Genomic DNA, 23,047 nt, shown 5'->3' with positions numbered 1-23,047 from the left:
AAAAATGATTGAATCTAAAGACAAAAATTTCCTACTCACACTGATCAACAGCGTGAGATAGATTAAAAATCAGATTGAATTACAGAAAGTTCAGTTGTCGGTGCTGTTGCAGCTCATCAAAGGAATTAATGCTGTGAAAAAACAGTGCACGGTTTTTAAAACTTGCCACTTGCATGTGCATTTCAACAAAACAGTGCTTTAAACTGCGCTGATTTTGCTCAAGATGATGTTCTATGGTCGGCAGACTACTTCTTTTGAGCAAGCAAAATGGATACAAGGCTTTTCCATTAATCTCTACAACTGCCACTTCACATCTTGGATTACGCTGGATTGCCTGATGTAATCTGGAAATCACTTTGTTCGGAATGTAAGTCACATCACAAGGCACAAATAGCACATAGTCCGATTGCACATGTGACCATGCACTTTTCATTCCCATCAGTGGCCCATGAAAGCCCGCTTCATCGTCTTGGAAGTATTGAATCGATGGTATGATCCGTTCATAAATTGAATGATCACGATGACTATTAACCCAAACTTTTTCAGCGCGAGATTTGAGCTGCTGATGAATTTTGATGAGTTGAATTTCATTATCAAATTTTTGCAAAAGTTTATTGATGCCATTCATTCGGCGTGCTTGCCCACCCGCCAAAATCACCACATCCGTTTCTGCATAGGTTACAGGGATTCGCTGTTTTCTTGTCATTCTGCATACTCCGTTTGACACGCTTTAATTAAGCCGCGTATTTCAGGTAAACAAGACCCGCAATTTCCACCTGCTTTCAAGCAAGCAGTGACTTGTTTTTCATTGCTAATATTGTTCTCTTTAATGGTTTGAATGATTTTGTTTTTACCAACTTTAAAACAACTACAAACTAAAGGTCCATCATTATTACCCATTGACATCGCTTGTCCCGCCAACAATGCTTTGCGGTGCATTGCACTTAAACGTTCACGTTTAAATAGGCTTGCCACCCAGTCGCGATCAGGCAATAAATCTGTAGGTGCAATATATAAACTTGCAATAAGCACGCCATTTTTCAGCACCACACTGTGGGAGATTTGTGCCGATTGATCTTCTAAATTGAGCCATTCAAAATCTTCATCGGTAAATGGCAACAAATGTTTTAACTGTTCTGTGGTCGTGCTGAATTTTCGTCGATCTGCCAACTCGTAACGAATGGCTTTGGCTGTTTGAATTTTTGTCCACCACACCGTTTTTTGAATCGTGGGCTGAACAATGTGCTCAAATCCTTGACGCACATACAGCACACCTTGCCACTGGGTATAAAAGGGCTGAATTGTCACAGGCGTATGCTTAAATTCAGGTTCACCTGAAATCGCATCCACCACGGGGTTAACCACTTTGCCAATTCGGGCATCAGATGCAACTTGATCATTCCAATGAATCGGCGCGAAGATTTGCCCGCGACGAATATTGTCGCCAATCTGTGCGCGTAATACACATAATCCCCACTTCGAGCGCACCTCAATAAGTTCGCCATCTTTAATGCCATATTTAAGTGCATCATTAGGGTGCAGCTCACAATAAGGCTCTGCACGGTGCGTGGCTAAATTTGCAGATAATCCTGTGCGGCTCATGGTGTGCCATTGATCACGGATTCGGCCAGTATTCAAAATCAGCGGGTATTCTTGATCCGTTTGATTTACAGGATCTATGGCGCTAGTCGCAATAAATTTAGCTTTGCCATTGGCATGGCTAAATTCGCCTTGTTGAAATAATCTTGAGACATCAGCATCTACTTGATTTTTATCTATAACAGGCCACTGTATTGGCGCTAGTTCATCATATTCTTCAGCTGTTAAATGACTTAAACCTTGTAAGTTAAAATAGCGAAAATGACTGGTTTCATTCCGCTCTGCTAATGGTGCATTTTCATAGCTAGAAAGCTGACCATGTTCAATAAAAATCTCATGACTATTTATATAATTAAAGCCAGAAAAGCCCATTTTTTTTGCTACTTGTGCAATCGCCCACCAATCGGCTTTAGCCTCATCAGGCGCATCTAAAAATGCGCGTTGCCGTGAGATACGGCGTTCAGAGTTAGTGACCGTGCCGTCTTTCTCTCCCCAACCGAGCGCAGGTAACAATACATCTGCATATGCAGTGGTATCTGTATCTTGGCATATGTCTGATACCACCACCAATTCACATTGCTCTAAAGCCCGTTTGATTTGATCCGCATCTGGCATGCTGACCACAGGATTCGTCGCCATAATCCAAATGGCTTTAATCTTGCCGCTTTCCACTGCCTGAAATAGATCGACTGCTTTTAGCCCAACCGAATCTGCAATGTACGGGCTTTGCCAAAACTGCTGTACCAATTGACGATGACTTGGATTGTCCAAATCCATATGACTTGCCAGCATATTGGCCAGACCGCCAACTTCACGACCACCCATAGCATTTGGCTGACCTGTCATTGAAAATGGCGCAGCACCTAATTTGCCAATTTTTCCAGTCAGCAAATGACAATTAATAATACTGTTGGCTTTATCTACCCCACGCGAAGATTGATTCACCCCCATTGAAAATAGGCTCATGATTTTTTCAGTTTGAGCAAATTTTTCAAAAAATAACTGTAATTTTTCAACTGAAATACCTGTTCGCGTTGCTACAGATTCAATTTCAGATTCTGATGTGCTGCTCTCTAGAGCTTGCGCCAAACCATCGGTATAATTCTGAATAAATGCATGATCTGCATAGTTATTTTTAGAGAGATATTGCAGTAAGCCATTGAACAGCGCTACATCTTGCCCAGGTAAAATTGGCAAATGTAAATCTGCTGCTTCACAAGTACTGGTAAAACGCGGGTCAATAACCACAACAAATAAGTCGCGCTGCTCTTTGGCTTTCATAATGCGTTGATACAGCACAGGATGACACCAAGCAGTATTTGAACCCACCAGCACGACCATGTCTGTATGTTCAAAATCTTCATAGCTCGCTGGAACTAAGTCTTCCCCAAAAGCACGTTTATGTGCAGCCACTGCAGACGACATGCAAAGACGTGAATTGGTATCAATATTGGCTGTGCCCAAATAGCCTTTAACAAATTTATTCACCGCATAATAGTCTTCAGTCAGCAGCTGTCCTGACACATAGAATGCAATACTGTCACGGCCATAATCATCAATACATTGTTGAAATTTATCAGCTATGGTTGTAATTGCTGTATCCCAATTAGATTGTATGCGGTTCGCTTTTCGCCCAAGCATTGGATGCAGAACACGAGTTTCTAAGCCAAGTGTATCTGCCAAATTACTGCCTTTAATGCAAAGTTTTCCATAGTTTGAAGGATGATTTAAATCTCCCTCTACCGTAACTTTTTGCCCCAAAGCTGTTTGTGTTACTTTGGCCGTTACTCCACATCCAACACCGCAATATGGACATGTGGTTTGTGTAGTTTTTACATTTGCTGCGGTGGAGCTATGCAGTTCCACAAGAGGAATACTATTCATTTCTGCTTTGCTCCTTACATCCAATCTTAATAAATTGGGGGTTATGATCGATTTCAAAAACTGACTAAAAATCTAGGTTCAAGATGATAGTGGCTATCACGTGGTGGCATGGATGCCACCGTTGGGCGGGGGTACATGGATGTACCCCTCGCCCAACAAAGGATTTTTGTCACTTTTGATCCTTCAAAAGTGAGTCAATACCTATGCAAATAGAATTAACGTAAAATGAAAAATTGAGGTCGTGATTGTTATTCTTCCGATGAATAATGAATCAACCCGCTTTCTTTAAAGCAAAATCTTTACCAAACAATAATTTATTTCGAATAGAAGAAATTGAGCTTTGATCCGCAATCAGTTCGGCATACCATGCACCATCATCAGTATCGCCAAATAAAACCGCACCGATGACCTTATCTTTTTGAATAATAATGCGTTTATAAATCTGACGTTTTTCATCATTTAAAATGATGTCCTCAAAATCATCTAATGGTTCAAAGTTTCCAGCTGAAAACACATCACAACCACTCACCTTTAACTGTGTAGGCACCGTGGGTGCTTTGAAGGTCAGGCTGCCATGCTCAGCCAAGTGCGATGCACAAATGAAGGCTTGCCCCCAAAGCGGTTCAACCAAACCAAAAGTTTGATTTCGATGTTCAATGCATTCACCAACTGCATAAATACTTGGGTCATAAGTTTGCATGGTGTCATTAACCAACACGCCGCGGTTACAGCGTAGCCCCGCACTTTGCGCCAATGCCATATTCGGACGAATCCCCACAGCAAAGACCACTAAATCTGCATCCAATACTGTGCCATCTTTTAAATGCACAGATTTAACATGACCATCTTCTCCAATTAAGCTTTCGGTATTGGCTTCAGTAATAATACGGATGCCCTTTTGCTCAATCGATTTTTTTAGCATATGACTGGCTTTAGTATCCAATTGACGGTCCATAATTCGATCCATCAAATGCAATACCGTGACATTCATACCACGCTGTTTTAAGCCATAAGCCGCTTCTAATCCCAACAATCCACCACCAATTACGACTGCATTTTTCGCACGTTTAGCCATATCCAGCATTATGTTTACATCGTAAATATCCCGAAAACTCAGTACGCCTTTTAAATCAGCACCAGCGATTGGCGGTACAAAAGGCGTCGAACCAGTGGCTAATATTAAACGGTCATAATCCACCACAATGCCGGTTTCGGTATAAACCTGTTTGCGAGGACGGTCGATGCGCACCGCGCGATCACCAGCAATAAAATGAATGCCTTTGTCTGCATACCACGCAGGTGGATGCAGCATAATATCTTCAATGGTTTTATCACCAGAAAGCACTGGAGACAGCATGATACGGTTGTAATTGCCCCAAGGCTCTTCACCAATCACGGTAATCTCATAACGTTCGGGTGCCATATCCAGCAGATCTTCTAAGCAGCGCATACCTGCCAACCCATTACCAATCAGCACCAGCTTCATTTTTTCCTGTGCTAATCCATTGTTGGTGATATAGGTTTTTTGCGCCGTTGGGCTAACAAAAACTTTGCCCTGTTCAATCTTGCTTGGAAACACCAGCAGTTTTTGCTCTTTGTCTTCCAAGCAGCGCCCTGTAGCGAGACTAAAATGCTGTTTATAAATTGGCGACGCTACCACACGCTCACCCTGTAAATCCCCCACAATACCGCGCGACATCACAAAGGCTTTGCTGAATGGATCTTGATTGCTGAGCGCATAGACGCGTTTTTCTGAACCGACACGGAAAATAGCAATTTGCTGATTTTCAATGAGTGCTCCAACACCTGTATTAGGCGTAATATCTTCTAATGCGCAGATTTCAACCCAGTCCAGTTCATTCATTTCTTTTAAAATTGTCATGTTCATTATCCTTATTCTATTTACGCTTCTACCACTGGAATACGGCTACCATCACGTTCTGCCTCATTTTTAGGGCGAATTTGACCGCGGACCGAAGCAAATTGAATATGCGGATCATTTTGCTGTTCAGCTTTGGCATTCACAAAAGTGACAAAGCGTTTGCGCACTTCAGGGTCTTCCACCGCAGTACGCCATTCATCTTGATAAGTTCCGACAACATGGCTCATGCGACGTTCTAATTCAGCCGCGACACCTAAAGAATCATGCACAACAACATCTTTTAAATAATCTAAACCTCCTTCCATATTGTCGCGCCACACAGAAGTCCGTTGTAAACGATCCGCAGTTTGGATGTAGAACATAAAGAACCGGTCGATATATTTGATTAAAGTTTGTGTGTCTAAATCAGATGCTAAAAGCTCTGCATGACGTGGTTTCATACCGCCGTTGCCACATACATAGAGGTTCCAGCCTTTTTCTGTGGCAATCACGCCCACATCTTTACTTTGTGCTTCTGCACATTCACGAGTACAGCCAGACACTGCCATTTTAAGTTTGTGTGGAGATCGCAGTCCTTTGTAACGATTTTCTAGGAAGATGGCTAAACCCACAGAATCATCTACACCATAGCGGCACCATGTACTGCCAACGCATGATTTCACTGTTCTTAATGACTTACCGTAGGCATGCCCAGATTCAAAGCCAGCTGCAATTAACTTTTCCCAAATTTCAGGCAATTGATGCACTTGCGCACCAAACATGTCTACACGCTGACCACCCGTTAATTTAGTGTACAGGCCATATTCTTTCGCAATCTGACCCACTGCAATTAAACCATCTGGGGTGACTTCACCACCTGCCATACGTGGTACAACTGAGTATGAACCGTCTTTTTGAATATTGCCCAAATAGTAGTCATTACTGTCTTGCAGGCCTGCATGGCTTGGCTTCAGCACAAAATCATTCCAACAAGAAGCTAAAATATTAGCTGCCGTTGGTTTACAGATATCACAACCCAATCCATGACCATGATGCTGAATCAAATCATCAAAAGTTTTAATTTCATTGACGCGAACCAAGTGATACAGCTCTTGGCGTGAATACGCAAAATGCTCACACAGATGGTTATTGACTGTAACTCCTTGACGCTGCAATTCCGATTTTAGAACTTGAGTCACCAGCGGCGCGCATCCTCCACAAGCCGTTGCGGCTTTAGTACATTTCTTTAATGCGCCGAGTGATGTTGAACCGCCTGCAATCGCTTCGCAAATATCTGCCTTAGACACGTTATTGCATGAACAAATGGTGGCGCTGTCAGGCAACAGATCAACACCACTACCACCTGCTTTTGCAGAAGATTGCTCAAAACCTGGCATGATTAAACTTTCAGGATTTTCTGGAATAGCCAATCCATTCAGCATCATTTGCAGTAAATCGTTATATTCTTTGGCGCAGCCCACCAGCACAGCGCCAAGCAGTTGAGTTTTTGCGGCATCCACTACAATCTTTTTATACACCTGCGCTGCTTCATCCGCATAAAAATAGCTGAGCGAATTTGGCGTCATCGCATGTGCATCACCTACCGATGCCACATCTACCCCCATCAGTTTGAGTTTGGTGCTCATATCTGCACCTGCAAACTCAGTACAGCTTTGTTCCATCACATGTTTGGCTGCAATGCGTGCCATGTCATAACCCGGTGCCACCAAGCCATAAATTTTATTTTGCCAAAGTGCACATTCACCAATGGCATAAATATCTGGGTTCGAGGTTTGGCAGTAATCATTAATAGTAATACCGCCACGTTCACCAATACTTAAACCACTTTGACGCGCTAACTCATCACGTGGACGGATACCCGCTGAGAACAAAATAATGTCGGTTTCTAACTCTGAACCATCACCAAACTTCATCACATGCTTAGCATTTGCGCCATCTTCAATACAAGACGTAGCTTTTTGCGTATGAACTTTCACCCCTAGATTTTCGATTTTTGAACGTAAAACTTTACCGCCCAAATCATCAATCTGTACTGCCATTAAACGTGGAGCAAACTCTACCACATGCGTTTCTAGGTTTAAGTCGCGTAAGGCTTTGGCAGCTTCTAAACCAAGTAATCCACCGCCAATCACTACACCTGATTTAGCATTTAAACTTGCAGCACGAATCGCATCTAAATCCTCAATCGTACGGTACACAAAGCAATTTTTACGGTCATTACCCGGAATAGGCGGCACAAACGCATAAGAACCTGTAGCAAGAATTAGCTTATCATAAGCAAGAACATCACCATGATTGGTCGTAACCGTTTTATTCACTTGATCAATTTCGACTGCTTTAGTGCTTAGACGTAAATCAATGCCATAAGCATCTGCAAAATCACTGCGGCACAAGGTTAAATCCTTTGCCGATTTACCGCTGAAATATTCAGTTAAATGTACACGGTCATAGGCTAAACGAGGTTCTTCCGCCAAAATAGTGATTTCAACCTCATCGCCTGCATGTTCTAAAACTGATTCGATAAATTTATGGCCGACCATGCCATGACCAATCATGATAATTTTCATATTCTTTCTCCAAATTCTGTGCTTATGTAGGCTGATTCTTTAGGGTTTTAGTTTTGTGCTTCAGCTAAGCTGCGTTCATGTACGGCTTGTTCAAATAAACGCTGTTCTTTTTCTTTGTGCTCGACAGAAAAGCGAATCATCAGTACGCAACTTGCTGCAATTACCACCAGGCCACCCAGCACCATTAAAGTCGTTTGAATATCCAACATACCTTTGAGTAAGAAACCTGCTGCCACTGCACCCACATTACCGCCCGCACCAATAATGCCTGCCACACCACCTAAGGCATCACGATCAATAAATGGCACCAAAGCATAAGTTGCACCACACGCCATATGGGTAAATAAGGCAAATACCGTCATCGCAAGGATGGCTAAAATTGGCGTGTGCATTTGTGAGAAAAGAATAAGGAACAGCCCTTCAAGCAGAATCATCGCAAACAACACTTTGGTACGGCCATCCAGTCCTTTTTTAGTTGCAACTTTATCTGAAACAATGCCGCCAAGCGCACGAGCAAATAGCGCCAACAAGCCAAAGATCCCTGCAGCCATGCCTGCTTCTTTTAAGCCAAATTGGAAATTGTCGACGTAGTAAAGTGCAATGATGTTATGAATGAAGATTTCAATACCAAAACATGCAGCATAAGCACCAAATAAAATCCATACACGGTAATTACGTGCTGCGTGCATTAATATCGCTACACCGCCTTTCTTATCTGAACCAACAGCAATGCCTTGCGCACGTAGCTCTTTAAAATCACCTTGCGGGCAATCTTGTGTAAATTTCCAATATAAAGCGCCAACAATCAGCATCATTACACCTGGAACAATCAGCGCAATTCGCCAGCCCATCGCTTGCTCAACACCAAACATCACCAAAGCGCCTAGCATTAATGGCATTAGGGCTTGAGTCGCGCCGCCGCCTGCATTACCCCATCCCGCAGTTGCAGCATTTGCTGTTCCAACTACATTTGGTGCAAACATAATGCTGGTGTGATATTGCGTAATCACAAAGCTTGCGCCAATCGCGCCAATGAGGAGACGAAAGAATAAGAAGGATTCATAACTATTGGCTGAAGCCACTCCAAACACTGGAATACTGCCAATAATCAACAAAGCCGTATAGGTTTTGCGTGGGCCGTATTTATCACATAAAGGCCCAACAATTAGACGGACTAAAATCGTGATAGCGACCGCAGCAATATTAATATTGGCGATTTGGTCTTTGGTCAGATGGAATTCACCTGCAATGACTGGCATTAAGGGGGCGCAGGCAAACCAAGCGAAAAAGCAAACAAAGAATGCGAGCCAACTCATGTGGAAGGCCCGCATTGCTGCTGAAGTAAAGTTAAATAGATTTATTTTTGTCGCTTTTTTAGCATTTAAATTTGAAGACATAACCATCTCCTGACTGAACTGAACGCATTGGGTACTCTGCTATGTCGCTAACACATTGCAGAGTCGATCAGAACGGACGTCGTTGGCCGTCTTACAAATTTTTAGAGTCTTCTTTGACTCAGTGTTTAATAAGCATATCTCGTGCCAAATTTAATAAATAGCAAATATATAAGGTAATTTGCTTATTCAATAATCTATCAAATTAAATTTATTCGACTGTAAAGATCAGATTCAATTCTGTCCCTTCATTCAGCCGCTCATTTATGTGCAGAATAAAGATGGCATGCACCACGACAGTGCAAATTGATTAGATATCAATGCCTGTCGTCCGTACACCCTCAATAAACTTAAAAAAATACAGGTTTATTCGTTTTGATTTTGGCACTTAAATTGCTTAAGCATATTTATACGTATTTGTTTTTTTGCTCTGCGCGAGCTTTCGCATGCCAAAACTTAAAATTGCATTAATAGATGATGACCCAGAACGTGCTGATTTCACCAAAGCCTCATTACTTCAGCACGACTTTGATGTCGTTGCTTGCCTGATGATTGACCATTTAAATATGGGGTATTTACAGCAAATTAAAGCTGATGTCATCTTATTAGATATGGATCATCCACACCGAGATATTATCGAAAGTTGTGTTTCTCAGTTTGACTTACCAACGGTACTTTTTACTAAAAATTCGAGCCAAGATACGATCCGAAATGCTATCGATGCTGGAGTAACGGCTTATATTGTTGATGGTATAAATCCCACCCGTCTTAATAGCATTTTAGAAATATCGATTGAGCAATATAAAAAGCATAAAAAATTACTCAATGATTTGGCTGAAACCAAATGTAAATTGGCCGACCGTAAAGATATTGAGAAAGCCAAGGTGCTGTTAATTCAAATGCATGCATTAACAGAAGAACAAGCTTTTAGTTTATTACGTAAAAATGCCATGAGCCATCGTATGACCATGGGTGAAATGGCACGTCGATTACTCGATGCTCAAGCACTTTTACAATCACAATTTAAGGAATAAGCCATGTCTACTCTTGAAAAAACCGATCTACAGCTTGGCTATATTCCCCTACTCGACTGCGTCGCAATCCTATGGGCGAAACATCAAGGATATTTTGAACAACAAGGTCTCAATGTCGAATTGGTTAAAGAAGCCTCTTGGGCAAGTTTGAGAGATCGTCTTGCATTTGGCTTTTTAGATGCTGCACATTGCTTGTCGGCCATGTTACCAGCTGCTGCCTTAGGTGAAGATCAACTAGGTATACCCCTCCAAACACCTCTTGTCCTCAGTACCAATCGGGCTTTTATCAGTTTGTCACAACAATTGTGCTATCAATTAAACATTAGTTCAGCGGATCGTCCCGCCCAATCTGCAGCAAAAATATTTGCAGCGATTCACTCTGGTCAAACGATTCACTTAGCTCACGTATTTAAGCATTCAATTCATCACTTTTGCTTACGTGAATGGTTGGCGCTTGCCAACGAAGCTGCTGCTAAAGCATTAACCTTACGTACCGTACCACCACCTTTTATGGTCGAATCACTCAACAATGGCATTATTGATGGATTTTGTGTCGGCGAGCCATGGAATACCCAAGGTGAGATTATGGGTATCAGTCAAATCATTGCGCAGAGTAGCGATATCATCCCCACAGTAGCCGATAAGGTACTAGCCGTGACTTCAAGATGGGCAGCGCAACATCCAAATACATTAAAGGCATTGTGTACAGCTATACAAAAAGCACAACAAGAATTAAAAAATCTTGAAGATTATTCACAAGTTTGGGGCCTGCTCCAACACTATGAAATTATTCGTTTTGAATGCTCTGAACAAATCCATGTGCATAAATATGCGTCTATTCAAAATATTATTCGACACTTTATTGAAGACGATGGCACACCCAAAACTGAAGATATGCAATGGATTTTTACCCAAATGCAAAAATGGCTAGGGCTCAAATCAGAAGCTAACTTTGAAGAGCTTTGCAAGCAATGTATTGTTTAAAGACGCCAGTTTTTAGATTCAATTAATCACATTCTTGGTACTCAAAATCAAAGCAATAGCCAGAACAAAGCAACAATTCAATTTGAAAAATTACGCTTCACATGAAAAGTAAATTATAGAGCTATATACCTATTATCTATAGGGATTTAAGAAAGAATTAAAATGTTCAATACATGGCTTTTCCACAAATTTTCTCCATAATTGTGCGCTACTCTTGCCGAAAATTACATTTGGATAACCAAATAATGCAAGGCCTGCGCACCCCATTAAAACTGACCACACACTGAGTTATGCCTTACTTACCCTGTCTACTTCAATTTGGGCAGCAGAAAATTCATCTACATTGACTGAACAGCCACAAGCAGATGTTCAGCAAATGGAAGCTCTGACTTTTGAAGTGCGTTCAGCAGCAATCAAACCTAAAGATCCGGATATTAGCGCAGTCGCAAAAACTATTGTCACTCGTGATGAAATGCTGAAATTCGGTGATCAGTCGATAAATGATGCACTACGTCGAGCAGCAGGTTTTCAACTCCCAGGTGCGGGAGGTGGACCGCGTGGAGGCCCAAGTGCTGGCGGCATGCGTTTTCGTGGTGGCGGTGCACCCGTATTTTTAATTAATGGTGAACCTGTTCAAGGCGGGCCGCGTGGTGGTATGTCTGTGGTCGACAGCATCACCCCTGAAATGATTGAGCGTATTGAAATTACCAAGCAGCCAAGCGTCGCTCAGGCTTCAGTTGCATCTTCTGCAGTCATCAATATCATTTTAAAAGAGCCGCTCAATGACACCCGTTTGAGTGGTTCTGTCCGTGCAGGTTATGGTTTAACGCAGTCCAATACACGTGAAGAGGAACGCACAAATCTAAATTTTCAAATGGATGGTCGTGATAATGCTTGGATCTATAGCCTATCAGGCAGTCAATCGTGGAATGATTCTGACACATTAACACGCACCCAAAATGCAACAGGTGAACAAACACAACGACGTATTACCAATCGTACTTCTCAAATGTTGACACCACGTATTGAATATCAGCTCGATGATCAACAGAAATTAGTTGCCGAAGCCTTCTACCGAAACAATGAAAGTGAAGGTTCAAGCGGTTCTCAAGTTCAAAAAGACAAAAATGACAGTATTCGTTTAAATACCCGTTATGAACGTAAAAATCAGGGGGATTCAGACAAAATTCGCTTATCGATAGAACAGCAACAAGAAACTGAATTAACCCATTCAACGCGTCAGCAATCTTATATTAATGAACAAATTAATGAATATGGTTTGGCTTATGATGGTATACGTAAATTTGATGCGAAAAAGCAAATCAAGTTTGGTACAGATCTTCGATCAAGTGAGTTAGAAAGCAATATTGCCAACACTTTGGACGAACAAACTTATGCCGCTTATGTCGAAGGCAGTTGGCGATATACAGATAAGCAAACGTTAACACTGGGAGTACGTCAAGAATGGATTGATCGCTCAGGCTTAGTGGATTATCAAGATAATCATTTAAGTCCTGTACTCGCACATCGTTATGATTTTAATGAGCAATGGTCATTACAAACCAACCTGAGTCAGGCCTTTAAAAGCCCTCATAGCAATCAACTTATGCCAACCGTTTCTGTTTCTACGGATAGTGATGCAGGCAGCTTAAACAATCCTGACCGTGGTGGTAACCCATTCTTACGCCCTGAAAAGATCAATGCTTACGAAACCACATTGGGCTATAACACCCCTGCAGGTGGCGTGAACCTGACCACGTATTACCGTGAAATCGAAGACTATATTGAAAAATCGATTTATAGTGAAAATGTGACAGGTCATTTATGTGGTACAGCTGATAGTGATTGCCGCTTTGTGGAACGCCCATATAACCAAGACAGTGCGACGACTTATGGCGTAGAAATTGCGGGGCGCTACACGTTGAAGCAAACCGATTCGGGGCATTCATTTATGCTAAACGCACAGCTTTCTACCGTGCGTGCAAAAATTGAAGAAGATAATGGTACAAAACGTCTAGCCAGTGATGTCGCACCATATTCTGCGAGTACAGGTATCTCCTATAACTACCAACCTTGGCGAATTGCTACAAGTGTCAATTTAAATTACACCCCAGAATACACCCGTGCACTCAGTAATGAGCCATACAACCGCACCAGTAATGAACGTGTAAATATGGATATAAGTTTCACCAAACGATTTGAACAAAATTGGTCTGCATCCGTAAATGCACGTAATATTTTAAGTAGCGATTACAAAGAAGTATTACGTGATCAACGCACTGGCGCGCTTTACCAATCACGTATAAATGAAGCGATTCCAAGCTTTATGTTCACCGTCGAAAAGAAATTTTAAAGTTGTCAAGGCGCATAAATATGCTGCAAAAAAGCCGATACATTTGTGTCGGCTTTTTTTCTATTTAACATTTATTCTCTTATTTCTAAGCGAAGCGTTATTTTTCAATTTCTTTGAGTAATTTGGCTATTTTTAAAGTATGTTCTTTACGTCCAGTTTTTTCTAAAACTTTCAGTTCAATCCACCATAAATATTCAAAAATTTCTGATTCACTTGAATTGTCGCGTATCAATTTAAAGATATTCGGCAAGTAATCATCATATTCATCACGCATTGAAGGCATTCTTCGAATACCCAATGGATCCCATTCCTTCAACAATATCTTGTGTATCGCATGCAATAATTTTGCATCGGGATTTGGTTTTAAGTCCATATAATTTCCCTGGCATATATTTTTTTACTTTAAAAATCATTTATATGGGATTTTTTTATAGTTCAGAAAAAATTTATCTGTAGATTTCTGAAGTTTTCATCATACGCATCTAATAAGCGATTTCCATTGATTTTAAAAAAATATTTCCAACTACGCCATTTCTCAAATGACGAATCATGGTCTTTTTCGCATACTTTCATTGTCTTTTTACGGTAGAACACTTCCCTTTTTTATATTTCACGTTACATTCTTATTTCGTCCACTTGATTCTGTATCCGCATATGCACACTGCTCTTCCCGATACTATTTATGCAATTCAACACCTTGCTTTTGAAGACCTCGGCTCACTTGAAGATACATTTTATCAAATGGGCTATCGGGTACGGTATTTTGAAGCAGGTATTGATGACTTAAGCAAAGCCCTAGAATACAAAGGTCTCACTATTATTCTTGGCGGCCCAATTGGCGTTTATGAAACTGAAGATTATCCATTCTTACAACAAGAAATTGACTTACTAAAAGTACGTTTAGAAAATAATTTACCGACCTTAGGTATATGTTTAGGTGCTCAACTCATTGCACATGCACTTGGCGCAAAAGTCTATGCAGGACACGCCAAAGAAATCGGTTGGTCTCCACTCGATATTAAAGCCACACCCAACAATCCACTTGCTGTATTAGCAGATCATGCTGTACTGCACTGGCATGGCGATACCTTCGAACTTCCCTCACAAGCCACCTTATTAGCAAGTTCGGCTATTTATCCAAATCAAGCGTTCAGTGTTGGAAATAATATTTTAGCCTTACAATTCCATATTGAAGCTGAAGCTCATACGATGGAGAAATGGTTAATAGGTCATACTTGTGAATTACGTAAAGCAGACATTCATATTCCTAGCTTACGAAGAGATAATCAACAATATGCTGTGGCACTTGAAATGGTTGCTTCACGTGTCATTCAAAATTTTATTGGACAACTCAAGTACCAATAAGCGCTGTTATTTTCTATAGCTATGCCGTATAAAGATGAAATTTACCGCATACTCATATCTCATAAATGACATCTTTACTCAGCATTGCTCTCATTCATTTCTTTGCTTTGATTAGCCCAGGCCCTGACTTCTTTTTTGTTACCCAAAGTGCAATTCGTCAATCTCGCACGCATGCTCTATGCGCTGCCTTAGGTGTCTCTTTAAGTATTCTCGTTTGGTCAATTTGTGCAATTAGTGGATTGCATTTCTTATTCCAGAAAATTGCTTGGTTACAACAAGTACTCATGATTTTAGGTGGTTTGTATCTGCTTTATTTAGGGACACAATTACTTAAATCTGCTTTTGCAACCAAGGAAACCACCGCTACAGCAACCGAACTGAAGAAAACTACAAGCAAATCACATAAAAAATTGCTCTTACAGGGCTTCTTTACCAACATGGCAAATCCCAAAGCCTTGGTTTATTTCAGTAGTGTTTTTTCTATTGCCATTAGTACCGATGTTAGCCTTTTACAACAAAGTTCATTATTGGCTTTAGTATTTGTTGAAAGTCTAATTTGGTTTGCGGTTGTCGCTCTAGTCTTTTCTGCTCCAAAAATGACGGGCTATTATCAAAAGTTTAGCCAAAAAATCGATGCGATAACGGGCGGAATTTTTATTAGTTTTGGCTGTCTACTTATATTAAATCGTGACTAGTCACATTTTCGTGCGAATATCTATAGAGCCACATCCATAAAAAAAGCACCCAATTGGGTGCTTTATTATTTTTAGCTGAGGGAGTTGCTAAAAATTATTTTACAGCTGGTTGTGCAGCTGGCACTGATGCTTCAGTCGTAATGTTCACAGTGATTTTATCACCAACATTTGGTACGTAAGCACCTACACCAAATGCTGAACGATCAAACGAAGTTGTTGCATTAAAACCAACGGTTTCTGCTTTTGTCATCGGATGAACAGCTTGCTTGTTTAACACAGCATCCAATACCACTGGTTTAGTCACATTCTTAACAGTTAAGTTACCTGTGATTTTGTATTTATTCTTGCTGATTGCTTGTACTTTTGTACTTTTAAATGTGATATTTGGATATTTTTCTGCGTCAAAAAAATCTGCAGTTTTTAAATGATCATCTAACGCTTTCACGTTGGTATTTAAGCTTGCAAGTGGAATCGTTACATTTACAGATGAATTTGCAGGTTTTGCATTATCAACATTGATTGTGCCTTGAATGTCGCTAAAGTTCGCAGAAGGCGTTGAGAAACCGAAATGATTCCAAGTAAATACAGTTGCTGTATGCGTTGGGTCAATTTGATATGTGACAGGCTTAGCCATTGAAACAGTCGCTGCTGACACTACCGCCAGACCTAATGTTAATACTTTGAAGTTCATGTTCTTATCTCGCTTTAGAATACTGATTAGTCTATAGAATTTTAAACTGAAAACACTGTTAAAGATAAAACGATATGTTGCATCTTTAGAACGATAGATTTGTAAACCCTAAGTGTTTACCGCATTCCGCGCGCTCAATTGTTTGAGCTTTTTGGCCTATAAGCACACTAATCTACAAGACAGATTTACCATTTTCAAACACTTTAAATCAAACTAATTGCAACAATCTAAAGATATAACAATTATTTGGCATATATTTTCCTAATTTTAGGATACTATTGCTTATAATAAGCCCTTTTCTCCTTATTTATAATGACTAAAATAATTTCTTCATCTGTATAAATAAAGTTGAATTGTTATGTCAGAAAATTTACAAGCAATTGAAAAAGCAATCAGCACAAAACAACCTAAAGATGTTGTATTGGCCTTTTTACTTAACACCTCAAAAGAATTAGTTGCCAATGCTGCAGAAAAACTGGTCGCAGAAGATGCAATTTATACCTCTCTAAATTTTAACAACCCTGAACTTAAACAAATTGAACCATGGGCAGGTACTTCAACTGGCCGTGAAGTTTATGTATATACCTTCTCAAATGTTGGCACCTATTGGAATGTTGACGATTTTCAAGTTACAGATCTAATTGGCGAAGACGAAACTGTGGCCGTATTTGGTAAATTTACCTATACCTCTGTCATTGCCAAAAACACCTTCACATCTCCGTTTGCAATTAAAGCTACGGTAAAAGATGGCCTAATTACGTATTTTCAATTCTTAGAAGATACTTATGCTTCTGCCGCTTCATTCCGTGTTGAAGGTGAATGGACCATTCAACAAGATGCAGATAATTCAAAACGCTTTAATGTTTCAGCAAACTCATAATATTGAAGCTATAGAATTGATAAAGCCCTTACATTCGGGGCTTTATTTTTTGGGTATCTAAATCGCATTAAAGACGATATTGAATAAAGCCTGTTTTTCTCGCAATTTGATCATATAATTTTTGTGCTTGTTGATTGTCTTGATGTGTTAGCCAATACACGCGATCACATTTTCTCTGTTGGGTATATTCTTGCACAGCCTGAATTAAAGCCCGAGCAACACCTTTCCCTCGCGCGCTTTCCAGTGTAAATAAATCCTGCAAATAGGCATACGGTTGTACAGTCCAGCAGCTATCATGCTCAATCACATGTACCAACCCAACTGCTTGATTATCAATATAAGCCACAAAGCCATAAATGTGATCTTGCTGTGGGTCACTAAGCTTATGCCAAGTGTTTTTACTCACTTCTGCACTTAATTGCACCTGATAAAATTCTTGATAGCCTTGCCATAACGGTAACCAATCTGAATATTGAATACTACCTGATGAGAGTGCCTGAATATTTAACATAGTGATGATCGACTGTTTTAAATCTTATAGGCTTTTTTATAAACAATATACGCACATAAAAAAAGCTTTATTTCCTTCTAGAAACAAAGCTTTTTTAGCATTACATTCAAAAACTTAGAGCTTTTCAATCAAAATGCGATCAATCTGTTTTAAACCCGTGGTTTTTTCATGGTTTTTACGGCGTACTTTAATCAGTTTTTCTTCAGCCATATCCTGCAACAACAGCTCAACTGCAACCATTGCTTCTAATGGAAGGTCTTGACCAATCCACTTCTGCTCGCCTGCATCCATTAAAGTGATCTCATCACTGATTTGCTCATATAAACTCATCTCTATCTCACTTCTTCGTTTTGCCAATGTATGAATGAATCATTTACAGCAAAAATAAAAATCAGTGCTGTAAAGTTCAAAAATAAAAGACGCTCTCAATTGAGAGCGCCTTTTAAAGACTGTTAATAACAGGTATTAAGCTGTAATTTCTTTCACTGCTTCAACCACAGCTTCAGCAGTAATACCGAAGTGTTGGTACAAATCTTTTGCTGGAGCAGATTCGCCGTAAGTTGTCATACCAATGACACGACCATCTAAACCAACAAATTTCCACCAGTAATCCACATGCGCAGCTTCAACAGCAACACGTGCACGGATGTTAGATGGAAGAACCGCTTCACGGTAAGCTGCATCTTGTTTCACGAATTCTTCAGCACATGGCATAGATACCACACGTACGCCATCAAGTTGAGCGTAAGCATCCATTGCCAATGAAACTTCTGAACCAGTCGCAATAATGATTGCTTTCAATTCGCCTTTTTCTTTCGCAAGCACGTAACCACCTTTCGCTACGTCAGCAATTTGCTCAGCTGTACGAGTTTGGAATGGTAAGTTTTGACGAGAGAAAATTAACGCTGTAGGGCCTTCTGAACGAAGAAGTGCAGATTTCCAAGAAATAGACGCTTCTACAGTGTCACATGGACGCCAAGTGTTCAGGTTTGGTGTACCGCGTAAAGATGCAATTTGCTCTACAGGTTGGTGTGTAGGGCCATCTTCACCTAGACCAATTGAGTCATGTGTATAAACATGGATCACACGTTGTTTCATCAATGCAGACATACGTACTGCATTACGCGCATATTCCATGAACATTAAGAATGTTGCTACATAAGGAACGAAACCGCCATGCAGCGCTACACCATTCGCAATTGCAGTCATACCAAATTCACGTACACCGTAGTGTACGTAGTTACCCGCTGGATTAGATTCAACGCCTTCTGCACCTTTCCATAAAGTCAGGTTAGAACCTGCAAGATCAGCCGAACCGCCTAGAATTTCTGGAAGTTTTGGTGCAAATGCTTGAATGGCATTTTGGCTTGCTTTACGTGTCGCAATTGTTTCAGCTTTTTCATTTACTTCAGCAATATATGCATCTGCTTGAGCAACGAAATCAGCTGGTAATTCACCTGATAGACGACGTTTTAACTCAGCAGCTTCAGTTGGGTATTTCGCTGCATATGCTGCAAATACATCATTCCAAGCAGATTCTGATTGAGTACCTTTTGCTTTTGCATCCCAAGCTGCATAGACGTCAGCAGGAATTTCGAATGGACCTTCTGTCCAGCCCAAAGCTTCACGAGTTAAAGCAATTTCATCATTACCAAGCGGCGCACCATGGCAATCTTCTTTACCTTGTTTATTTGGTGAACCTAAACCAATAATCGTTTTGCAGATAATTAATGTCGGTTTAGCAGTTTCAGCTTTTGCTTCAACAGTTGCTGCACGGATTGCATCAGCATCATGACCATCAACTTTAAGCACTTGCCAACCGTAAGCTAGGAAACGCTGTTCTGTATCGTCAGAGAACCAACCTTCTACTTCACCATCAATTGAGATGCCGTTGTCGTCATAATAAACAACTAATTTACCTAGACCCAACGTACCCGCCAATGAACATGCTTCATGAGAAACACCTTCCATTAAGCAACCATCACCCAGGAAACAATAAGTGTTGTGATCAACGACTTTAATGTCATCTTTGTTGAATTGAGCCGCTAAAGTTTTTTCAGCAAGTGCAAAACCAACAGCGTTCGCAATACCTTGACCTAATGGACCAGTTGTTGTTTCGATACCAGGTGCATAGCCCAATTCTGGGTGGCCTGGAGTTTTAGAGTGTAATTGACGGAAAGATTTTAAATCTTCAATTGAAAGGTCATAACCAGTTAAGTGCAATAACGCATATTGCAACATAGAGCCATGGCCGTTAGACAATACAAAACGGTCACGGTTTGCCCATTGTGGGTTTGCAGGGTTATGGTTTAAAAATTCACGCCATACCACATCAGCAATATCTGCCATCCCCATTGGAGCACCTGGATGTCCTGAATTTGCTTTTTGCACAGCATCCATTGCCAATACACGAATTGCGTTTGCAATACGACGTTCGTTAAGCGGGGTTGTCATAGGTCAGAGTCCAAACAAATGGTTTAAAAGAGTAAGATGAATAAGAATTCAAAGATGGGCATATTGTCTTAAAAAAAGCGGAATGGGTAAAGCCTAATGGGCAATATTTCGCTAATTATTCCAGCTCCACCTGTATTTTGGGCGCTTATTGGTCAATTTCAAGTCTGCAATCGCCGTTTGTTTTATAAACAGTGTCACTTTGATGTGACCAAACAATGACATGATATTGCCATCTAATCGTTTTAATCACCTTTAAAACACCGACCTCTTTATATTTAAAGTATTGATAATCCCCTACTTCATAGTTAATTTTTTTTGTTATTAGATTCTTTTTTGCTAATATGGTAAAAAGCATTGTGAATTTTATTCAGCTAATGCTTTTCAACCTGAATAAGTAAATTTTTAATTGGAAATAAAGCAGTTCAAAACTTAAATTCCTGTACACGTTACAGGTAAATTACGCTGAGCAATATCATCAGATTGACAATTCCAAGCACCATTTAAACCATCAGGAATACTAAAATAAATGCGCTTCGAGCGTAGCGCTAAATTTACCTCTGTCGCTTTAAAAGTAAAAATAACTGAACAGTTCCCTGAAATATCCGCTATCTGACTGTTGGCGATGTATTTGGTCGTGATATGTTCATTAACGGCTGCATCAAGTTCTGCACAACTGAGTTCATCTGAATATTGCTCAATTAATTTTAATTTATACGGTGACAACATCGTCAGTACTTCTGACACCTGTGCACGAGCTACATAAACGTTATAGGACACAGTTGCTATCGCAGCTAAAATACCAATAATTGCAACAACGATCATGATTTCAATCAATGTAAATCCAGCTTGCTTCATCATGTTTCCCCTTAACATGTAAAGAAACTACGCAATATATGTACCAAGTCACAAATACCCATATTTACATCACTTGTTGAATTGCTAACCGACAAATAAATGATTGTTTTACCGCATCTATGGCAATTTATGACAATAATTATTCCTTTGAAATTGATTTTTATATCAATATTTTTTAAATACTTTAGTTTCACCTAAAACAAAAAATCTACTTTCAAATTCAGTTAATCTTTTTCTTCTTAATCCATATTTATCTATTTTCCCTATAACTCAAATATGAAAAACCTAAATAAGCGTGTCATATCAATTTTTTAGATGGTTATATCAATTAAAAAGTCATTGAAATGAATTAATTTCATCCATTTTGGTCATGTTAAGCTAGTCCTCAAGCCAATCTCGATGTAACATATTGCGTCTTTAAATTTAACTGTGATAGGACTTATGCGCGAGTACGCTGTATTTACCTCGGAATCTGTAAGCGAAGGCCATCCTGATAAAATGGCTGACCAAATCAGCGATGCTATTTTGGATGCTATTTTAAAAGAAGACCCATATGCGCGGGTTGCTTGTGAAACGCTTGTAAAAACGGGTGCGGTTGTACTTGCCGGTGAAATCACAACAACTGCAAATGTCGATTTTGAAGCGATTGTTCGTAATACCGTAAATGGTATTGGATATCATCACTCTGATCTTGGCTTTGATGGTTCAACATGTGCCGTGATTAACATGATTGGTAAACAATCTCCTGAAATTGCTCAGGGCGTTGACCGTCAAAAACCTGAAGATCAAGGTGCAGGTGACCAAGGCTTAATGTTTGGTTATGCTAGCCGTGAAACTGATGTGCTGATGCCAGCTCCAATTTCATACGCGCATCGCTTAATGGAAAAACAAGCTGAACTACGTAAACAAGGTAAATTGGCTTGGTTACGTCCAGATGCTAAAAGCCAAGTCACTTTTGCTTATGAAAATGGCAAACCTGTTCGCTTAGATGCTGTTGTACTTTCAACACAACACGACCCGAAAATTACTCAAGCTCAACTTAAAGAAGCAGTAATTGAAGAAATCGTGAAAAAAGTGATCCCTGCTGAAATGTTCCATGCAGACACTAAATTCCATATCAACCCAACAGGCATGTTCGTGATCGGCGGACCTGTAGGTGACTGTGGTTTAACTGGCCGTAAAATCATTGTAGACACTTACGGTGGTATGGCACGTCATGGTGGCGGTGCTTTCTCTGGTAAAGATCCATCTAAAGTTGACCGTTCTGCAGCTTATGCAGGCCGTTATGTAGCCAAAAATATTGTCGCTGCTGGTCTCGCAGACAAATGTGAAATTCAAGTGTCTTATGCCATTGGTGTTGCTGAACCTACTTCAATTTCAATCAATACTTTCAACACTGCAAAAGTGTCTGAAGATTTGATCATTGCACTAGTACGTGAACATTTTGACTTACGTCCATACGGTATTACTCGTATGCTTGACCTTATTCAACCAATGTACCAACAAACAGCTGCTTATGGTCACTTTGGTCGCGAAGGTTCAGATACTGCATTTACATGGGAAAAAACTGACAAAGTGGAAGCGCTTAAAGCTTCAGCTGGTCTTTAATCATTTTTGATTAATTCCTTAAAAAAAGCCTGCATTCATTGCAGGCTTTTTTATAAGCTAAACCATAAATATAAATTATTATGACAAAAGATAAACTTAGCTTATTCATAAAAAGCTAAAATAAATAAAGAAAACGCCGATGCCTTTCCCCTTAGAATATAAATTTATGGTGGTGTATCAAAAAGTATGCTAAAAAAAAGCAGGTTGAATTTTGATAAAATAGAGAAATGCAAATAACTCTAGAAATCAAATGTCCAACCTGCCTCAGTGACAGTATAAAGAAAAATGGCA

Annotated in this window: 18 protein-coding genes; 7 read left to right on the top strand and 11 right to left on the bottom strand. The window is 40.1% G+C overall.

What is annotated here, in order from left to right:
• Positions 1-79: 79 nt before the first annotated feature.
• The 5 genes from FTT84_RS11790 to FTT84_RS11770 form a co-directional block, all read right to left on the bottom strand.
• Positions 80-706: a molybdenum cofactor guanylyltransferase gene (locus FTT84_RS11790; protein ID WP_067762041.1), complete on the bottom strand. Its 627-nt coding sequence runs from the start codon at positions 704-706 to the stop codon at positions 80-82.
• Positions 703-3,483 carry a nitrate reductase gene (locus FTT84_RS11785; protein ID WP_180057111.1) on the bottom strand — a complete coding sequence of 927 codons (2,781 nt, stop codon included), beginning with the start codon at positions 3,481-3,483 and terminating at the stop codon, positions 703-705. The genes FTT84_RS11790 and FTT84_RS11785 overlap by 4 nt, the downstream gene beginning before the upstream one ends.
• 271 nt (positions 3,484-3,754) lie before the next feature.
• Positions 3,755-5,365 (bottom strand): nitrite reductase small subunit NirD, encoded by a 1,611-nt coding sequence (gene nirD / locus FTT84_RS11780; protein WP_067762045.1) that lies wholly within the window; start codon positions 5,363-5,365, stop codon positions 3,755-3,757.
• A 20-nt stretch (positions 5,366-5,385) separates the two neighbouring features.
• A complete protein-coding gene (gene nirB / locus FTT84_RS11775) occupies positions 5,386-7,932 on the bottom strand; it encodes a nitrite reductase large subunit NirB (RefSeq protein WP_218949744.1) in 2,547 nt (848 codons plus the stop codon).
• A 47-nt stretch (positions 7,933-7,979) separates the two neighbouring features.
• A complete protein-coding gene (locus tag FTT84_RS11770; RefSeq protein WP_067762050.1) occupies positions 7,980-9,329 on the bottom strand; it encodes an MFS transporter in 1,350 nt (449 codons plus the stop codon).
• 443 nt (positions 9,330-9,772) lie between these two features.
• Here FTT84_RS11770 and FTT84_RS11765 point away from each other — a divergent pair, with 443 nt between their 5' ends.
• The 3 genes from FTT84_RS11765 (at position 9,773) to FTT84_RS11755 (ending at position 13,697) form a co-directional block, all read left to right on the top strand.
• Positions 9,773-10,360, top strand: coding sequence for an ANTAR domain-containing response regulator (locus FTT84_RS11765; protein WP_180057113.1), 588 nt, complete (start codon positions 9,773-9,775; stop codon positions 10,358-10,360).
• A 3-nt stretch (positions 10,361-10,363) separates the two neighbouring features.
• The gene (locus FTT84_RS11760) at positions 10,364-11,344 is read left to right on the top strand and encodes an ABC transporter substrate-binding protein (protein WP_067762054.1); all 981 of its coding nucleotides are present in this window, start codon (positions 10,364-10,366) and stop codon (positions 11,342-11,344) included.
• 343 nt (positions 11,345-11,687) lie between these two features.
• Positions 11,688-13,697: a TonB-dependent receptor plug domain-containing protein gene (locus FTT84_RS11755; protein ID WP_373685019.1), complete on the top strand. Its 2,010-nt coding sequence runs from the start codon at positions 11,688-11,690 to the stop codon at positions 13,695-13,697.
• A 97-nt stretch (positions 13,698-13,794) separates the two neighbouring features.
• Here FTT84_RS11755 and FTT84_RS11750 read toward each other — a convergent pair whose 3' ends face one another.
• Complete coding sequence (locus FTT84_RS11750) at positions 13,795-14,070, bottom strand: hypothetical protein (protein WP_180057115.1); 276 nt, start codon at positions 14,068-14,070, stop codon at positions 13,795-13,797.
• A gap of 281 nt (positions 14,071-14,351) precedes the next feature.
• On the opposite strand from FTT84_RS11750, the gene FTT84_RS11745 reads away from it, so the two are divergent.
• Together FTT84_RS11745 and FTT84_RS11740 are read left to right on the top strand one after the other, a co-directional pair.
• Entirely contained in the window at positions 14,352-15,062 is a 711-nt protein-coding gene (locus FTT84_RS11745; RefSeq protein ID WP_067762058.1) for a glutamine amidotransferase, read from the top strand.
• Between the two features lie 65 nt (positions 15,063-15,127).
• Positions 15,128-15,757 (top strand): LysE family transporter, encoded by a 630-nt coding sequence (locus FTT84_RS11740; protein ID WP_067762060.1) that lies wholly within the window; start codon positions 15,128-15,130, stop codon positions 15,755-15,757.
• 94 nt (positions 15,758-15,851) lie between these two features.
• On the opposite strand, the gene FTT84_RS11735 is transcribed toward FTT84_RS11740, so the two are convergent.
• Positions 15,852-16,448 (bottom strand): YceI family protein, encoded by a 597-nt coding sequence (locus tag FTT84_RS11735; RefSeq protein ID WP_067762062.1) that lies wholly within the window; start codon positions 16,446-16,448, stop codon positions 15,852-15,854.
• A gap of 358 nt (positions 16,449-16,806) precedes the next feature.
• On the opposite strand from FTT84_RS11735, the gene FTT84_RS11730 reads away from it, so the two are divergent.
• Positions 16,807-17,328, top strand: coding sequence for a nuclear transport factor 2 family protein (locus tag FTT84_RS11730; RefSeq protein ID WP_180057117.1), 522 nt, complete (start codon positions 16,807-16,809; stop codon positions 17,326-17,328).
• Between the two features lie 67 nt (positions 17,329-17,395).
• Here the strand turns inward: FTT84_RS11730 and FTT84_RS11725 are convergent, their stop codons facing one another.
• The 4 genes from FTT84_RS11725 to FTT84_RS11710 all read right to left on the bottom strand — a co-directional run bounded on the left by FTT84_RS11725 (position 17,396) and on the right by FTT84_RS11710 (position 21,151).
• Positions 17,396-17,839 (bottom strand): GNAT family N-acetyltransferase, encoded by a 444-nt coding sequence (locus FTT84_RS11725; protein ID WP_067762064.1) that lies wholly within the window; start codon positions 17,837-17,839, stop codon positions 17,396-17,398.
• A 114-nt stretch (positions 17,840-17,953) separates the two neighbouring features.
• Positions 17,954-18,169 (bottom strand): hypothetical protein, encoded by a 216-nt coding sequence (locus tag FTT84_RS11720; RefSeq protein WP_067762066.1) that lies wholly within the window; start codon positions 18,167-18,169, stop codon positions 17,954-17,956.
• Positions 18,170-18,304: 135 nt separating this feature from the next.
• Positions 18,305-20,293 carry a transketolase gene (gene tkt / locus FTT84_RS11715; protein ID WP_067762068.1) on the bottom strand — a complete coding sequence of 663 codons (1,989 nt, stop codon included), beginning with the start codon at positions 20,291-20,293 and terminating at the stop codon, positions 18,305-18,307.
• Between the two features lie 429 nt (positions 20,294-20,722).
• A complete protein-coding gene (locus FTT84_RS11710) occupies positions 20,723-21,151 on the bottom strand; it encodes a pilin (protein ID WP_155857593.1) in 429 nt (142 codons plus the stop codon).
• A 438-nt stretch (positions 21,152-21,589) separates the two neighbouring features.
• Here FTT84_RS11710 and metK point away from each other — a divergent pair, with 438 nt between their 5' ends.
• Positions 21,590-22,756, top strand: coding sequence for a methionine adenosyltransferase (gene metK / locus FTT84_RS11705; protein WP_067762073.1), 1,167 nt, complete (start codon positions 21,590-21,592; stop codon positions 22,754-22,756).
• The last annotated feature ends 291 nt before the right edge of the window (positions 22,757-23,047 follow it).

Source organism: Acinetobacter sp. YH01019 (assembly GCF_013420285.1).
In the GTDB taxonomy this organism is placed as follows: Bacteria; Pseudomonadota; Gammaproteobacteria; order Pseudomonadales; family Moraxellaceae; genus Acinetobacter; species Acinetobacter gandensis.
Note: the sequence above shows the minus strand (reverse complement) of the source record. Positions and strands in the feature narration are given on the sequence as shown.

Coding starts and splice junctions, on each gene's coding strand:
- FTT84_RS11790 (WP_067762041.1), bottom strand. CDS start 706: ATGACAAGAAAACAGCGAATCCCTGTAACCTATGCAGAAACGGATGTG.
- FTT84_RS11785 (WP_180057111.1), bottom strand. CDS start 3,483: ATGAATAGTATTCCTCTTGTGGAACTGCATAGCTCCACCGCAGCAAAT.
- nirD (WP_067762045.1), bottom strand. CDS start 5,365: ATGACAATTTTAAAAGAAATGAATGAACTGGACTGGGTTGAAATCTGC.
- nirB (WP_218949744.1), bottom strand. CDS start 7,932: ATGAAAATTATCATGATTGGTCATGGCATGGTCGGCCATAAATTTATC.
- FTT84_RS11770 (WP_067762050.1), bottom strand. CDS start 9,329: ATGTCTTCAAATTTAAATGCTAAAAAAGCGACAAAAATAAATCTATTT.
- FTT84_RS11765 (WP_180057113.1), top strand. CDS start 9,773: ATGCCAAAACTTAAAATTGCATTAATAGATGATGACCCAGAACGTGCT.
- FTT84_RS11760 (WP_067762054.1), top strand. CDS start 10,364: ATGTCTACTCTTGAAAAAACCGATCTACAGCTTGGCTATATTCCCCTA.
- FTT84_RS11750 (WP_180057115.1), bottom strand. CDS start 14,070: ATGGACTTAAAACCAAATCCCGATGCAAAATTATTGCATGCGATACAC.
- FTT84_RS11745 (WP_067762058.1), top strand. CDS start 14,352: ATGCACACTGCTCTTCCCGATACTATTTATGCAATTCAACACCTTGCT.
- FTT84_RS11740 (WP_067762060.1), top strand. CDS start 15,128: ATGACATCTTTACTCAGCATTGCTCTCATTCATTTCTTTGCTTTGATT.
- FTT84_RS11735 (WP_067762062.1), bottom strand. CDS start 16,448: ATGAACTTCAAAGTATTAACATTAGGTCTGGCGGTAGTGTCAGCAGCG.
- FTT84_RS11730 (WP_180057117.1), top strand. CDS start 16,807: ATGTCAGAAAATTTACAAGCAATTGAAAAAGCAATCAGCACAAAACAA.
- FTT84_RS11725 (WP_067762064.1), bottom strand. CDS start 17,839: ATGTTAAATATTCAGGCACTCTCATCAGGTAGTATTCAATATTCAGAT.
- FTT84_RS11720 (WP_067762066.1), bottom strand. CDS start 18,169: ATGAGTTTATATGAGCAAATCAGTGATGAGATCACTTTAATGGATGCA.
- tkt (WP_067762068.1), bottom strand. CDS start 20,293: ATGACAACCCCGCTTAACGAACGTCGTATTGCAAACGCAATTCGTGTA.
- FTT84_RS11710 (WP_155857593.1), bottom strand. CDS start 21,151: ATGATGAAGCAAGCTGGATTTACATTGATTGAAATCATGATCGTTGTT.
- metK (WP_067762073.1), top strand. CDS start 21,590: ATGCGCGAGTACGCTGTATTTACCTCGGAATCTGTAAGCGAAGGCCAT.